The organism is Amycolatopsis sp. NBC_00438 (genome assembly GCF_036026695.1).
In the GTDB taxonomy this organism is placed as follows: Bacteria; Actinomycetota; Actinomycetes; order Mycobacteriales; family Pseudonocardiaceae; genus Amycolatopsis.
Map to the genome: position 1 here is coordinate 6,542,267 of NZ_CP107923.1, position 14,730 is coordinate 6,556,996.

The window sequence follows — 14,730 nt, forward strand, 5'->3', positions numbered from 1 at the left end:
AGGGAGTTAGGGGCTCATCCGAGATGCTCGCAGTTGGGTTAAATCCCTCCAGACCCTTGCCTGACTAACCCGTTTGGGTGAGGATGCCCCGAGCCCTAGGGGGATTTCCTGCCCCCGATCGGCCCCGCGAGGTGAGGAGGAAGCGCCGTTGCCCTATGTCCTCGGGATCGATGTGGCACAGGGGCGGACCCACGCCGCGATCAGCCACCGCCACGGCCCCGGCTGGAGCGCCCCCGAGCCCCTGTGGCTGGGCGAACGCTCCCCGGCCGCGGCGTCCGCGCTGTTCCTGGACGACGAGGGGTACCTGCTCACCGGCGACGCGGCGGCGCAGGCCGGCGCCCGGGTCCCGTCCCGGCTGCTCACCGGCTTCCACCGGCGCATCGGCGACGACGTGCCGATGGTCGTCGAAGGCGAGTCCTTCACACCGGAGACGCTGACCACGGTGCTCGTCGAAGGCATCGCCGAGCACGCCGAGACCCAGTTCGGCGGGCCCCCGCAGCACCTGGTGCTGACCCACCCCGGCGACTGGGGCGGTTACCGCCGTGACGTGCTGCGGCGGGCACTGGCCGACGCCGGGTTCACCGCGGTCACGCTGGTCCCCGGCTCGATCGCGGCGCTCGGCGCGCACCTGCCCGTCCCCGGCCCGGGGGTGACCGGCGCCGGCGTGTGCGAGTTCGGCGCCGACGGCGTGAACGTCACGCTGGCCACCCCGAGCGGCGCGAACGGCTGGCAGATCGGGGCGAGCGCCGAAGGCGTGTCCCCGGCGGCCGCGCTGAGCACGCTGTTCGCGCTCGCCGGCACCGCGTCGACGTCGCCGAAGGGACTCGCCGGCGTGGTCTTCTGCGGCGACGTCCCGCCGCACGCGCTGCCCGCCCGGCCGCCGTGCCCGATGTTCGCGGGACCGGTTCCGCCGGCCACCACCGCGCTCGGCGCGGCCGCCCTCGCCGGGCTGCGCGCCGAGGGCCGGGGCACCCCCCAGGAACCCCCGGCCGTCGAGACCACCCTGCTGCCCAAGATGGACACGCTCGGTGAGCTCGGCGAGCGGCCACCCCGCCCGCCGGTCGAGATCACCCCGTTCGAACTCCCCGAACGCACCGGCCCGATGGACCTGTTCCGGCGACGGCGGCCCCTCGCCGCCGCGGTCCTCGCGCTCGCCGCGGCCGTCTCGGCCGTCCTGATCACCATCACCGCCCGCGAAGCCACCGCCGGCCCCGACCAGCCTCCCGCCCCGAGCCACTGCGCCCCCTCCGGTGAAGGTCACTGTTGAACACTCTGCTCACGCAGGCCGCCTCGCTCCACCCCGTCCCCGTGCACCCGGCGGCCCGGCAGCTGCTCGACCAGGTCGCCGCCGACCCGGCCGCGCCACTGCGGCTCGCCGTCGTCGCCCCCGGCGGCTACGGCAAGAGCGTGCTGCTCGCCGCGCTCGCCCGCGCCTACCGGGACGCCGGCGCCGACGCCCTGCTCGTCGACGACGCCGACCGGATCGACGCCGACCAGCTCGAGGAGCTCCTGGCGGGCGCCGACGGCCCGATCGTCGTCGCGCACCGCCCGGCCGCGGTCGCGGCCGGCTGGACGATGCTGCAGCTCGCCCCGCTCGGCGTCAACGATGTCGCGCGGCTGATCGAGACGCTGACCGGCAAACCGGCCGACCCGGCCGCGGCGGCCGAGCTGTACGCCGCCAGCGGTGGGGTGCCCCGGCTGGCCGAGCGCGCGCTGCTCGGGCGGCTGGAGGAGTTCCGCCCCGAACTGGACGAGCTCGACGACGACGTCCTGCGCTACCTGATCGCGGCCGAAGCCGGCGCGGGGCGCAACCTCGACCTGCTGTGCGCGCTGCTGGACCGCACGCCCGACCAGCTGCCCGGCATCGTGGACGGCGCCCGCGCGACCGGTCTGCTCGCCCCGGACGACACGCTGCTGCCCCTGGCCTCGGCCGCCGTCCGCGACTTCGGCCCGCCGGCGCGAAGGCTGACGACAGTGCAGCGGCTCGTCGAGCTGCAGCTGGCGAACGGCCTCCCGGTCCTCGACCTGGCACGTTCGTTGCTGGGTACGGGAAGCACCGGCACGTCGGCGGCGGCGGCCTTCGCCGCGGCGGCCGCCGAAGCCCTGCCGACGGACGCCCGCCTGGCGACCAGGCTCTTCGAAGCCGCCGCGGAGGCGGGCGACCGCTCCCCGGTGGTCACGGCGGGCTGGGCCCGCGCGGCGGCCCTGTCCGGCGACCTCGACACGGCACTGCGCCTCGGCGACGGCATGCTCGGCGCCCCGGACCCCGAGACCCGCGCGGCGGGCGCGGAAATCGCGGCCACGGTGCTGGCCCACCGAGGCGAGCTGGCCCGCGGCGCGGAGCTGTACCAATGGGCCGCCCGCGGCGGGCAGACCCACGACGCCGGCGCGCACCACGCCGCGGCCCACAGCGGCGACCCGAACCTCCCGGCAGGCCACGGAGGCGACGCCCAGCAGTCTGCGGCCCACAGCACCAGCGCCCACTCGGCGCCCTACGGCACTGGCGCCCACCATTCGGCGTCCCAAGGCGCCGACGTGCACCACTCGGCGCTCTACGGCTCCGGCGTCCACCACTCGGCGTCCCATGGCGCCGGCGTCCACCACTCGGCTTCCCAAGGGGCCGGCGTCCACCACTCGTCCGCCCATGGCGCCGGCGCCCACCTCTCCGCGCCCCACGGCCCCGGTGCGGGTGTCCCGGCGGCCCACGGCACCGGCTTTCCGGCAGGCGGCGCCCATTACCCGGGGGCTTACCGCGCCGGGCCGTATCTCTCGGCGGGCCGGGGCGGCACCGACGCGTTCGCGGCGACGGCCCTGGTCGGCACCGGTGACCTCGCGACCGCCCTCCGGCTGCTCGACTCCCCCGCCCCCGGCGTCGCGCCGACCTTGTTCGCTGGCGCGGCCACCCGGATGGCGCGCGGCATCGCCGACTCCGTGTCGGGCTGTGCGACCGAGACGTTGTCCACCCTGCTCGGCGCGGCGGCGATGCTGGAACCGGCGCTGGGCGGCACGTTGCTGCCCGACACCCCGGCGGCGCTGGCCGCGCTCGCCGCGGTGCACACCGGCGAACTGGCCCTGGCCGAGTCGGTGCTGACCCGGGCCCTGGCCGGCCGGATCGGCGGCGACCTCTTCGCGGCGCGGCACCGCCTGCTGCTGGGCTGGGTGGCGATGGCCGCGGGCGACCTCGCGACGGCGGCGGAACACCGCGACGCCGTCGCCGGCCGGACGCTGGAAGCCCGCGACGAATTTTTCTTCGCGACGCTGGAGCTCGGGCTGGCCCGCCGGTCCAGTGATCTGGTCGGGCTGCAGCGGTCGTGGGACCGCGCGTACCAGGCGTCGATGCGGCAGCAGACGGATCTGTTCACGCTGTTGCCGTTGGGCGAGCTGGTGATCGCGGCGGCCCGCACCGGCGCCCACGCGAAGCTCGCCGGTCAGCTCGAACGCGCCCACGCCCTGCTGACCCGCCTCGGCGAACCTCCACTGTGGACGGTCTCCCTGGTCTGGCACGAGCTCCACGCGGCGATCACCCTGGAAGACGCGGAAGCGGCGAAGGCCCACCTGGCGACGTTGACCTCCCACGCCCACTGCGGCCGTCACCCGAGCGCCCTGGCCACGGCGGCCCGAGGCTGGCTCGCGGTGCTGAGCGGCACGTTCGCCCCGGACGAGATCTCGGCGGCCGCGGCGGAACTGCACGACCTGGGCCTGCGCTGGGACGCGTCCCGGCTGGCCGGCCAGGCGGCGATCCGCACGTCCGACCGCAAGGCGATGGTCCAGCTCCTGGAGGCGGCCCGCCAGTTCCAGGGCACGGGCGTCCGCCGCGAGGCCGGCGCCACGGAACCGGCGTCGTCGGGCACCGGGCTGGCGGCACTGAGCGAACGCGAACTCGAAGTCGCGCGGCTGGTCGTCGAGGGCCTGACGTACAAGCAGGCGGGCAGCAAGCTGTTCATCTCGAGCAAGACGGTGGAGCACCACATGGCCCGGATCCGCGGGAAGCTGGGTGCGGCGGACCGCCGGGAACTGCTGGCGACCCTGCGAGAACTGCTGTCCCGCCCCGACGCCCCCTGACACCGCAGCGGTCGGGCAGGATCGGGTGGGTGACGATCGCCGCGGACCGGGACCGCTTGCTCGACCGGCCGCGCGAGGCCCTCGACCGAGCCCGGCGCGACCCGGCCTGCTGGGCCGAGTTCGCCTACGACAGCGCACCCGACGAGGAAGGGCGACTGACCGACCGGCACCGGCGCGCGCGGTTCGGTCTGCTGCTGGCTCTGCAGTACGACCGCCGCGAGGCTGACCTGCCACTGCTGCGTTTTGTGCTGCGCCAGCAGATCGTCCACTACCGGGAACTGGTCAAGCACTACCTTCCGGCGGACTTCCTCCTGGCCGGGCTCCTCGTCGCGGAGCACCGGCAGGTCGAGGACGTCTGGCTGCACTGGGAGGCGAAGGAGCTCAGCTTCGACACCGCCCTCGGCTACCGGGACCACCTGCTGCTGACTCCCGGCGTCGCGAAGGTGCGGGAAGCCGTGGCTCGGAGCACCACCCCGGCGCGGGACCGCTTGCTCGACCACATCACCCGGCTCCCGTGGACGGACGCCGACGTCGACGACTGGCTGGCCGGGCAACGCCGGAACTTCCCCGGCGACCCCGCGGCCGAAAGCCTGAAAACCTGGTCCCACCACGCGGCCGGCCTCGGCGACCCCGCGGCGTCCCGCCGTTTCCTGCTCGCCTGGGCGGACGGTGAGCCGAGAACGGCCGGCACGCTCCACATGGTGCAGTTCCAGCTCGCTAGCCAGGGCTACCTGGCGGAGGCGATCGCGGTTCAGCGGGAGGTGGTCGCACTCGCCGAGCCGGAGGAGCGCAGCTCCAAGTTCGAGACGCTGGCGGAGCTGCAGCGGGAAGCGGCGGACTTCCCGGGCGCGTGGGAGTCGTTGCGCACGGCCGCGGCGGAACTGCCTGCCCACCGGCGGGCCTGGCTGCCCGGGCTCTGGTGCCAGGTCGCGAGGGAGTGTTTCCTCCTGGTACCGCTCGCCCCCGGGGTGGGCGAGGCCCGCGCGGCGTTCGCGCTGGGCGAGGAGGTGCTTCGTGCCGGCACGTGCCGGTGGATGAACGGCGCCGTCGACGCCGCGTTCACGGCCGCCGAGCACCTCGGCGACGCCGAACTGCTCGCCCGCGTTCGTGCACTGCGCCGGATCGCCGACGAAGAACAGGCGACGGCGATCACCGAGCGGCCGGCCACGGCCGACGTGGACGTGGCCGGTGAGAGGCAGTCAGCCGCCGGACACAGCGAGGACGACTGAGTTCAGTCGCTGGAGCCGAGCCTTCCGGTCGGAGCAGGCAGCCCTGGTAGGAGCCACGGTCGAGGTCGGTCACGGCCGGGACCGACGCGATCGGAGCAGCGCAGTGCAGTGCAGCCGCGGTGCAGCCACACGGCTGAGGATCTCAGTGCGTTCACGTCGAACGAGACAGCCACCGGGCACAGCCAGGACGGCCGACCTCGATCGAGGCTGGGTCGAGGCGATCACGGCGGAGCCACGGTCGAGATCGGTCATGGCGGAGCGGGAACGTTCGGCGCAGGCGGCCGCGGTACCGGTGGGGTGATCGAGGTCAGTCGCGGCTGGGGCCGAAACGTTCGGTGCGGATGCGGTGGGGGTCGTGGCCCAGCGCCACCAGGATGTCCGCGACCGTCTCGACGAAGCCGGTCGGGCCGCAGATGAAGCACGTCGCGCCGAACTCCGCGGGCCACGCCGCGGTGTTGAGTGTCGCGACGTCGATGCGGCGGGGGATTTCGTCGCGGCCCTCGGGCTGCTCACGGGTGTAGACGTACGTGACGTCCAGGCCGGCTACCGGTGTGCGCAGTTCCTCGGCGTAGTACAGCTCGGCCGGGGTGCGCAGCGAGTAGATCAGCTTGAACGGCGTGCGGACGCCCGCCGCGCGGTGGGCGCGGACCATGGCCATCAGCGGGACGATGCCCGAGCCGCCCGCGACGAGGAGGACCGGTTCGGGGTCGGCCGGGCGCCAGACGAACCAGCCGCCCACCGGGCCGCGGATCTCGACCGGGTCGCCGATCGCGTACGGGCCGGTGAGGTGCTCGGACACTTCGCCGTCGGCGACGCGCTGCACGGTCAGTTCGATCCGGTCACCGTCGGCGGGGGCGGCGAGCGAGTAGCTGCGCTGCGCGCGGTAGCCGTCGGCGGCCGTCAGCCGGACGTCGACGTGCTGTCCCGCGAGGTGCCCGGGCCAGCCCGGCAGGTCGAAGACGAGCGTGCGGGCCGTCGGGGTCTCGTCGCGGAACTCGGCCAGGCGGGCGACCCGCCAGGCTAGTCGCCCTGATACCGCTGTTCGCGCCATGGATCCCCGTAGTCGTGGTAGCCGACGTTCTCCCAGAAGCCCGGCTCGTCGCGGGTCTTGAGCTCCAGCCCGCGCACCCACTTCGCGGACTTCCAGAAGTACAGGTGCGGCACGAGCAGCCGCGCCGGGCCGCCGTGCTCGGGAGTCAGCGGCTTGCCGCCGTACTCGTAGACGATCCAGGCCTGGCCGTCGAGCAGGTCGGCCAGCGGCAGGTTCGTGGTGTACCCGCCGTAGGAGTGCGCCATCACGTAGTCGGCCGCGGTGTCGAGCCCGCCGACCAGCGTGTCCACCGGGACGCCCCGCCAGCGCGTGTCCAGTTTGGACCACTGGGTGACGCAGTGGATGTCCACAGTGAACTTCTCGCTGGGCAGGGCCGTCAGCTCCGACCAGCTCCAGGCGTGTTTCTCACCGGTCTCGGTGGTGACGGTGAACTCCCACGTCTCGGTGCGCACGCGCGGAGTCGGACCCGCCGACAGCACCGGGAAGTCCTCGGCCAGGTACTGCCCGGGAGGCAGGCGCGGGTTGCCGCTGCGGGCACGCCCCTGGAACCCTGGTGTCACGACGCCCATCCGGACCTCCCTCCTGCTGCCGAAGCAGTCTAAGCCCGCACGCGTAGTCCCAGCGACGTGACGAGCACCGCAGCCTGTTCGGGTGAAACGATCGCCGCGGCCAGCTCGGCGTTCAGCGGGTCGAGCGCCGAGAGGTCGCTGCCCCGCAGGTCGGCGCGCGCCAGCTTGACGGCGTGCAGCATCGCCCCGGACAGGTCGACGTCGGCGAACACGGCGTCGCCGCAGTTCGCCCCGGTGAGGTCGGCCTCCCGCATCCGCACCCCGTGGAAGGCGACCGACCGCAGGTCGGCACCCGCCAGCCCGGCGAACGACCAGTCGCCGCCGGTCACCCGCAACGGCCGCAGCTCGCATTCGGTGAACGTGGCCCCGACGAGCTTGCACCCGGTGAACTCGGCGTCGAAGAAGTTGCACCGTTTGAAGGCGCACCCGGTGAAGGCCGAGTCGACGTGCCGCGACGCGTTGAAGCGCACGTTGCCGAACACGCAGTCGGTGAACGTCGAGTTCCGGGTGAGCGCCTCGGAGAGGTCGACCTCGCGGAACTCGCACCGCACGTACCGCCGCCCGACGATTTCCTCCCCGTACCAGTCGTCACGGGTGAACTGCCGGTCCTCGACGGGTGGATCTTGCGTGGCATCGGGCACTCGGCCAGGCTAGCGGCCACCGACCGCGAGGGGGGGTGCCGAAGCATGCTGGACGCCGACGACGTCCGGGCGGCCGTGCCGATGCGGGCAGCCGTCGACGCGGTGCGGGACGCGTTCCTCGACCTCGCCGCGGGCCACTTCGAGGTGCCGCAACGTCTGTCCTTCGACGGCGGCACGACGCTCGTCATGAGTGCCTGCCACACACCCACCGGCCGGACGGCGGTCAAGACGCTCAGCCTCGTCGCCGGCCGCGACCCGATGATCCTCGGGACCCTGGTGTGGAACACCACCGAGGGGCAACTGGTCGCCGACGCGATCGCGGTGACGACGTTGCGCACCGGCGCGGTGTCCGGCGTCGCCACCGACCTGCTGGCCCCGCCCGAGGCGAGCCGTCTGGCCGTCATCGGCACCGGCGCCCAGGCCGCGGACCAGATCCGCGCGGTGGCGGCGGTCCGCCCGATCCGGCAAGTGACCGTCTTCGGACGCTCATCCGAACGAGCCGCGAGGTTCGCCGACCGGTTGAGCACCGAGTTTCCCGGCGTGCGCGTGGCGCCGAGCGTCGAGGACGCCGTGTCCGACGCGGAGATCGTCTGCTGTGCTACTTCGTCGGCCACTCCTCTCTTCGACGTCGACGCCTTGCCGGAGCGCGTCCACGTCAATGCGATCGGATCTTATCTGCCGTCCATGCGGGAGCTGCCGGCCGAGCTGCTCGCGACGGCCGATTGTGTTGTGGTGGACCAGGTCGAGGCCGTGCTCGAAGAGGCCGGCGAGGTGATCCACGCGGTGGACAGTGGCCTGCTTCCGCGGGATTGTTTGGTGGAACTGGGGAATGCGCTTCGGGAACCTCCGGTGGTCGGTGGGCGGACGGTGTTCAAGTCCGTCGGGGTGGCGGTGCAGGACTGGGCCATCGCGCGGCTGCTCGGCGAAGCGGGTCGGTGATCGCGCGGGAGCCGGAGTGAGAACGGTTGCCGCGCCGAGCCGCTCTTGCCCGGCCGCAGCCGGGCGAATGGCGGCACCTTGACGATCGAGGGCGCTAAAGGCCGCTTCTGGCTCACTGAGCGTGCCAGCGGTCCAGCAGAGAGCAACAACAGCGGCCAAACGGCGCAATCTGGGGCTTGAAGCGTTTGACAGGTCACCCAATCCGGGAATTTCGGCGGCATGTCTCCTTGGCGAACCACCACTCGACGGAACACGGCCGTGCGGGTCATCACGGCGATCGGCGCGATCTTCGCGGGGATCGAAGTTCTCTACATGATCATGGTGCTCGCCGGCGCCAATGCCGGTAACTCCTTCTTCGTCTTCATCAAGTCATTGGCGGTTCCTCTCGCGTTGTTCTGGCCGGGCCTGTTCCCGGTCAGCAACCCGAGCCTGGCCGTGATCCTCGACTTCGGCCTGGCCGCGGTGTTCTGGCTGGTCGTCACCGGCATCATCGCCCGCTTCGCCGGTCGGTGACGGGCGGCGCCACCCGCACCGCCCACTGGACTGCCGCCTGCCGTCGCCGCCCCCTCCGGCGACGGCAGGTGGCTCACCAGCGTGACGGCGAGGGTGCGCCGCGGAGCCGCGTTTTCCGGCCGCGGTCGGAGATCGGCTGCCGGACAGCGCGCTCCGAGCAAGACCGAGAGCCGTGAGGTCACGACTCCGCGACCCACAACGCCCCCGCACCCGCCTGTGACGAAGCAGGCTCCAGACCGCGGCCGAACCGTTCGGGCTGGTCACGAAGGGCATCGTCGACCGGTGAACGACCACCGGCCGCCTCTCACCCCTTCGGGCGGCCACCCGCCATCCCCGCCGAGCCGCTTCTTCGGCGACACTGGACGGATGACTGACGGCAGATGGTTCGACGGCTGGGCGCCCTGGCCTGAGCTGGCCGGGCTGGCCGCGGCCGGGCGTTCACTCCTCCCGAACGTCCCGGTCACGCCCGCCGCCGTCGTGCGGACCGTCACCGAGCAGCTTGTCGGGCGCCGGTTGACCGCCAAAGTCGACGGGCGCGAAGTCCGCCTCACCCTCACCGAACTCCACTACCCGGCCGACAGCCTGCGCCTGGCCACCGGACGTGTCGGCGACGTGCGCATCGTCGCCGAGGACGTCGATTGGCCCGAGCCCGCGGACGAATCCGGCGAGGAGGGCAGCATCCCGCTCAAGCGGGTCACCGTGCTCGCCGACGATGTCCGCCTGCGCTCGCTGCCCACTCCGGCCGCCATTCCCGCGCGGGTCGAGCTGCGGATCGCCGTGTCCGCGGACGTGCTGCGCGAGCGGGTGGCGGCAGTCCGCCCCGGCATCGTCGCCGCGCCCGCCGAAAGCGGGCTGCTCCAGATCCACTGGGCCAAGCGGCCGCAGTGGGGTCACCTGACCCTGGAGGCCCTGGTGGAGGGCGATGCTGTCGTGCTCCATCCGCGGACCCTCCACATCGGACGCCGGCAGCTGAAACCACCGGCGCGATTCCGCCCCATCGTGCTTCCGCTGCCGGAACTCCCGCCCGGGATAAAGGTGACGAAGGTGGAGCCACGGCACGACGAACTCGTGCTCCACACCGTGGCGGAGGAATGGCCAGAACGGCTTTCCCGCATTCCGCTGACCGATCTGCTGAGCTGGCTGACCACCGCGGCGATGACCCTGACCCTGCCGAAACTCGGTACGCGCCCATAGCTTCCCCCTTCATCGGTGAACCCCACACCGACGAAGCTACTCGAACGCCCGTTCGAACACATCACTCACACGGGTACAACCGGGAAATCGTTGCGCCGCAAGAGAATCAAGCGTCCCGATCACGCAGATAGCGCGTGTGGTCCGCCTGCCGGTCGACGTCCGCCGCGTAGAACCGTTCGGCGATCCGATGCGCTTCCGCTTCGAGCAACTCGAGCTGTGCCACCAGTTCCGAAGCCGCGCCGGCCCGCCGGGAGGCGAACCACCACGGCAGATTCAGGAAGGACTCCACCGACAACGGCAGATCGGTCCGCACCAGCCGGATCACGGAGTGCCGCAGATCCGGATCAGCCGACAGCCGTGCGGGCTGCGCAAGCAGGTCGGCCAGCACTTCGGCGATCCGCCGAACAGTGTCCACAGTAGACGCGGGCATCCGCGACGCCTGGGAAGTCACCGAGGAAACCAGCGTCTCCAAAGACGCGCGCAGCTCCCCCGAAGTGTCGGGCAGCAGCCGCACCTTCTCCGGTGGCGCGAGCAGCGCGCCCACCGCGTACAGCGCGACCACGACGACCGGCCACAGCCCGCCGATCACCCCGGTCAGGTACAGCCCCAGGCCGGCGAGCCCGCCGACGCAGCCGGCGAGGTTCTTGGTCGAGCCCAGATAACGCAGCATCATTGGTACCCGCGAATCTCCTGGAAGACGCTCGAAAGCTGGACCTTGCGCGCGTCGAACACCTTGCCGCCGGTCATCGTCGCGACCTGCGTCAGCTCGTCGCTCGACCCCTCGCCGAACAGGACCGTGAACACCGGCACCTGCTTCATCGCGGGCGGCAGCGAACCGAACGACGCCTGGAAGCCGGCCAGGGACGAGCCGTTCGAGTTCTCCCCGTCGGTCATGAGGACGATCGACGTGAACCGGTCGGGATCGCGCGCCGCCAAGGGTTCCAGCACCCGGTAGGCCTCCGCGAGGCTGTCGTAGATCGCCGTCCCGCCACGAGCGGTCAGCCCCTCGGCGAACGCCTTGATCCGCGCCAGCTCGGCCGCGGGATCCCGCTCCGGGACAACGAACGTCGAAGCCGGCGAAGGCCCCGAATTGAAGGGCAGCATCGTCACCTCTTCACGGCTCCGGAACCGCCGGTACCGGCCGGTGAGCGAGTTGTCGGCGCCCGTCAGCCCGGCCAGCGCGGTGCGCAGCGAGTCGATCCGGTCGCCCTCCATCGAGCCGGACGTGTCGAGTACGTACAGCGTCCGCGACGGCCTGCGGATCTTGTCGAAGTACGCCTGGAGCAGGGCGTCGACGGCCTGCTGCGTCGCCGGGAACGGCAGTTCGACGAGGTCCCGCTGCGCGAACTGCGATCCCAGCGTCACCCCGGGGACGACCGGACGCCGCTGGGTCGTGTCCATGATCCGCTTCTGGACGTCCGGCGTGCGCAGGTAGCCGGAAAGCCGCTGGTGCGCCGAACGCGCGTCGGAGCCGGCGTCCGCCAGCAGCGTCAAGGGATAGTCCGCCGTGACGACGCCGTCGCTCGGGTAGATCAGCTTCAGCGGTTCCGGCAGCTTCCCGGACGCGTTCGCCGACAGCAGCACGGACTCGTAGTTGATCAGGCCGTCGACCTTCTGCCCGGGGTCCTGGCCGGTCGCGCGCCGCGTGTAGGCGTCCGACAGCCAGCCCGACGAGCCGGCGGAAAGCGCCTGGGCGCTGAAGAACTGCGTCAGCTGCGGGGTGACGGCGGCGATCTGCTGGGCGTCGATCGCGTTGCCCGCGCCCGCGAGCGCCGACGCGACGCCGACCAGCGCCGAGAACCCCGAGTTCGACGCCGACGGGTCGGTCATCCCGTACGTGAACGCCTTCTTCCCGGCCTGCGCGGCGATCTCGCCCCAGCCGACCGGCTTCCCGGTCCAGCCGAGCCGTTGCGCGGATGACGCCGACAGTCCCAGCACCACCGGTGAACTCATGATCTTGACCTGGTTGCCGAGACGCTTCGCCGCGTCGGGAATCCCTGCCGGGTAACGGTTCGAGGAGAACCAGACGGCGTCGTACTTTCCGTCGACGCTGCCGTTCGCCAGCGCTTCCGCGCCTTCCAAGGTGCCGGTGAAGGTGAACTTGACCTTGATGCCGGTGGCCTTCGCGGCCTCGTCGAGCACCGGCTGCATGTCCGCCAGCTCGCTGCCCGCGAGGATCCTGAGCGTCCCCGGCTCAGGATCCCCCAGCGGCGCGGACGACGAAGAACCGGAATCGGCGCAGCCGGCCAGCAACACCGCGCTCAGGGCCACCAAAACGAGCTTCTTCATACTTCCCCCTCGTGCGAACGCCGGAGGTGGTCCTCGGCGCGGCGAAGCTCCCCGGACAGCGACTCGACGGTGGTCGCCATGGTGCGGACGGCGTCCGCGCGGAAGCCGTCGATCGCGTCGATCGAGGCGTAGATCCGGTCGAACGACGCGCGGATCGTCTCGGTCGCGACGGCCGGATCGCTGCTCGCCTTGCGGATCTCCGCGGACTGCGTTTCCAGCAGCTCGGAGTTGGCGCGGATCAGCCCGTCGGTGGTCGACCGCAGCGCCGCCACCTCGTCGAGGACGTCCCGCTGGCCCGCGAGAGCAGCCGAGACGAGCAGCGCGACGCGCAGTGCGGACACGGTCGTCGACACCGCCCGCTCGACGCCGCGGATGAGTTCGTCGTTGGTGCGCCGCACCAGGTCCAGCGCGAGGTAGCCCTGCGCGCTCACCGCGAGCTGGGTGAGCAGGTCCTGGTGCCGCTGCCGGATCGGGTAGAGGATGTCGCCGCGCAACGCCTGGGCCCGCGACGGGTCGGCGAAGTCGAAGACCGACGCCTGCCGCTCGATGGCCGCGTCGACGGCTTCGGCGAACAAGGCCGCTTCGGCGAGCTTCCCCAGCACCTTCCACAGCCGTTCGCGTTCGCCCCTGATCGCGGCGTTGTCCCGCCGCAACCGGTCCTGCCGCGTCCGCAGGTCGACGACCAGCGCGTTCACCGGCTCGTTCGCCGCGTGGTACCGGTCCAGGGCCCGCTTCGCGCTGTGCGCGACCGGGAACATCCCCAGCAGCTTCCGCCCGGTGATCGGCAGTTTCGCCGGGTCCAGCTCGGCGACGGTCCGGCGCAGCCCGGCCAGGGTCAGCGTGACGCCGTCCTGCGGGGACGCGGCGCCGCGCAGCGAACGGTCGAGCATGGTCCCGGCGACGCCAGCCGCGGCCCGCATGTCGGCCTCGCCGACGGCCAGCAGCTCGTCGAGGACGTCGGTGAACTCCGGCGACTTGACGTCCAGGGCTTCCAGACGCGTCGCGAAGACGTCGGCGCGTGCGGTGATCTCGGCGCGAGTGTCTTCCCCGAGCGTGACGAGCCCGGCGGCGCGTTCGGGGGAAACCGCGGTGACGGGGGTGAGTTCGGCCATGTCAGTACTGCTTGCCGACGGCGTCGAGCAGGCGTTCAAGGGTTTCGAACGACGGTGGCTCGACGGCGTCCACCAGGTCGGCCGGTGCTTTGACTCGAGCGGCGACGTCGGCGAAGAGCTTCGGGTCGGTGGTGCGGAACCCGAACGTCGCGGCGAGCTTGCCCAGCTCCGGATCGGTCGCGAGCAGCCGGCCGACCTGGTCGCCCTCGGCCGAGAGCGGGACCAGCGTGTGCTTGGAGTACACCGTCGGCGCGGTGTAGATCAGCCGCATGTCCGGCCGGATCGAGCCGTCGCCGCGGACGGCGCGGTCCACGAACTGCGACTCGTAGATCAGCGCCAGGGGTGTCTTGCCCAGGCCCGCGGACAGGTAGTCCTCGAACGGCCCTTCGGTGCTGTTCTGCGTGTATCCCTGGTCCAGGAACAGCTTCGACACCGAAGGCAGCACCTTCGCCTCTTGGTCGGGTGTGCTGACGACCGCGTTGCCGTTGGCCACGAAGGAAACGATCGACAGGTACATCGCCGCCGAGTTCGACTCACGCGGGTCGGTGGTCGTGACCAGGACGTTCTTGCGGGCCGGGTACGCGGTGTTGCCGGGCAGCTGGTCCCAGCGCGTGCCCGCCTTCGCGACGTCCAGGTACTTCGCGACGTCCAGGACGTCGTAGTCGCCGGCGCCCTTGTGCACCACGCCGTTCGCCTTCAGCAGCGCGACGATCGGCTCGAACGTGGCGATCGCCATCGGCGACTGGAACGGCGTGTAGACCGTGGTCACCTTGCGGTCGCGCTGGATCTTCTGCGCCGCGGGTGAGGACGACGGGAACGCGAAGGCGTACTTCCCGAGTTCGACGGTGGTCGCGATCTGCCGCGACCCGGCCGTGTCGACCTCGACCTTCAGCCCGTGCTTCGCGAAGGCGTCGACGACGCGCTGATCGGTGAAGAAGGCCTGCTTCTCCGAGCCGATCACGCCGCGCACCGTGGTGAGACCCGGCCCGGAGTCGTTGCCCCAGACGATCACCGCCACGACCGCGAGCAGCAGCACCACGGCCAGTCCGATCGATACCCGGCGTTTCACGAGCCACTCCCCTCAGCCGCCTTCGCTCATTTGACGCGGGAGGGAGCCGGTTCGAAGTGAAC

General features: G+C 71.9%; 13 protein-coding genes. 6 read left to right on the plus strand and 7 right to left on the minus strand.

Annotated elements, in window-relative coordinates:
* The first annotated feature begins 148 nt into the window (after window positions 1–148).
* From OG494_RS29245 to OG494_RS29255, 3 genes are read left to right on the plus strand one after another with little or no spacing between them, the layout of a single operon-like run.
* On the plus strand, window positions 149–1,267 hold the full coding sequence (locus tag OG494_RS29245) for a molecular chaperone DnaK (protein ID WP_328444113.1): 1,119 nt from the start codon (window positions 149–151) through the stop codon (window positions 1,265–1,267).
* Window positions 1,264–4,062, plus strand: a complete 2,799-nt coding sequence (locus OG494_RS29250; RefSeq protein ID WP_328444115.1) for a helix-turn-helix transcriptional regulator — start codon at window positions 1,264–1,266, stop codon at window positions 4,060–4,062. The genes OG494_RS29245 and OG494_RS29250 overlap by 4 nt, the downstream gene beginning before the upstream one ends.
* 29 nt (window positions 4,063–4,091) lie before the next feature.
* Window positions 4,092–5,291: a hypothetical protein gene (locus tag OG494_RS29255; RefSeq protein ID WP_328444117.1), complete on the plus strand. Its 1,200-nt coding sequence runs from the start codon at window positions 4,092–4,094 to the stop codon at window positions 5,289–5,291.
* A gap of 307 nt (window positions 5,292–5,598) precedes the next feature.
* Here the strand turns inward: OG494_RS29255 and OG494_RS29260 are convergent, their stop codons facing one another.
* From OG494_RS29260 to OG494_RS29270, 3 genes are read right to left on the minus strand one after another with little or no spacing between them, the layout of a single operon-like run.
* Window positions 5,599–6,342, minus strand: a complete 744-nt coding sequence (locus OG494_RS29260) for a ferredoxin reductase (RefSeq protein ID WP_328444119.1) — start codon at window positions 6,340–6,342, stop codon at window positions 5,599–5,601.
* Complete coding sequence (locus OG494_RS29265) at window positions 6,312–6,911, minus strand: sulfite oxidase-like oxidoreductase (protein WP_328444121.1); 600 nt, start codon at window positions 6,909–6,911, stop codon at window positions 6,312–6,314. The genes OG494_RS29260 and OG494_RS29265 overlap by 31 nt, the downstream gene beginning before the upstream one ends.
* A 29-nt stretch (window positions 6,912–6,940) precedes the next feature.
* On the minus strand, window positions 6,941–7,552 hold the full coding sequence (locus OG494_RS29270) for a pentapeptide repeat-containing protein (protein ID WP_328444123.1): 612 nt from the start codon (window positions 7,550–7,552) through the stop codon (window positions 6,941–6,943).
* A gap of 45 nt (window positions 7,553–7,597) precedes the next feature.
* Between OG494_RS29270 and OG494_RS29275 the strand changes: the two genes are divergently transcribed.
* The 3 genes from OG494_RS29275 (at window position 7,598) to OG494_RS29285 (ending at window position 10,198) form a co-directional block, all read left to right on the plus strand.
* A complete protein-coding gene (locus OG494_RS29275; RefSeq protein WP_328444125.1) occupies window positions 7,598–8,491 on the plus strand; it encodes an ornithine cyclodeaminase family protein in 894 nt (297 codons plus the stop codon).
* A 258-nt stretch (window positions 8,492–8,749) separates the two neighbouring features.
* Complete coding sequence (locus OG494_RS29280) at window positions 8,750–9,004, plus strand: hypothetical protein (protein WP_247061574.1); 255 nt, start codon at window positions 8,750–8,752, stop codon at window positions 9,002–9,004.
* A 366-nt stretch (window positions 9,005–9,370) separates the two neighbouring features.
* The gene (locus OG494_RS29285; RefSeq protein ID WP_328459056.1) at window positions 9,371–10,198 is read left to right on the plus strand and encodes a hypothetical protein; all 828 of its coding nucleotides are present in this window, start codon (window positions 9,371–9,373) and stop codon (window positions 10,196–10,198) included.
* Window positions 10,199–10,304: 106 nt separating this feature from the next.
* Here OG494_RS29285 and OG494_RS29290 read toward each other — a convergent pair whose 3' ends face one another.
* Genes OG494_RS29290 through OG494_RS29305 form a run of 4 tightly spaced genes read right to left on the minus strand, consistent with a single transcriptional unit; the run spans window position 10,305 to window position 14,668 of the window.
* Window positions 10,305–10,871, minus strand: a complete 567-nt coding sequence (locus tag OG494_RS29290; RefSeq protein ID WP_328444129.1) for a hypothetical protein — start codon at window positions 10,869–10,871, stop codon at window positions 10,305–10,307.
* A complete protein-coding gene (locus OG494_RS29295) occupies window positions 10,868–12,487 on the minus strand; it encodes a substrate-binding domain-containing protein (RefSeq protein WP_328444131.1) in 1,620 nt (539 codons plus the stop codon). The genes OG494_RS29290 and OG494_RS29295 overlap by 4 nt, the downstream gene beginning before the upstream one ends.
* Entirely contained in the window at window positions 12,484–13,599 is a 1,116-nt protein-coding gene (locus OG494_RS29300; protein ID WP_328444133.1) for a toxic anion resistance protein, read from the minus strand. Before OG494_RS29300 ends, OG494_RS29295 begins: the two co-directional genes overlap by 4 nt.
* A gap of 1 nt (window position 13,600) precedes the next feature.
* The gene (locus OG494_RS29305; protein WP_328444135.1) at window positions 13,601–14,668 is read right to left on the minus strand and encodes a hypothetical protein; all 1,068 of its coding nucleotides are present in this window, start codon (window positions 14,666–14,668) and stop codon (window positions 13,601–13,603) included.
* Between the last annotated feature and the right edge of the window lie 62 nt (window positions 14,669–14,730).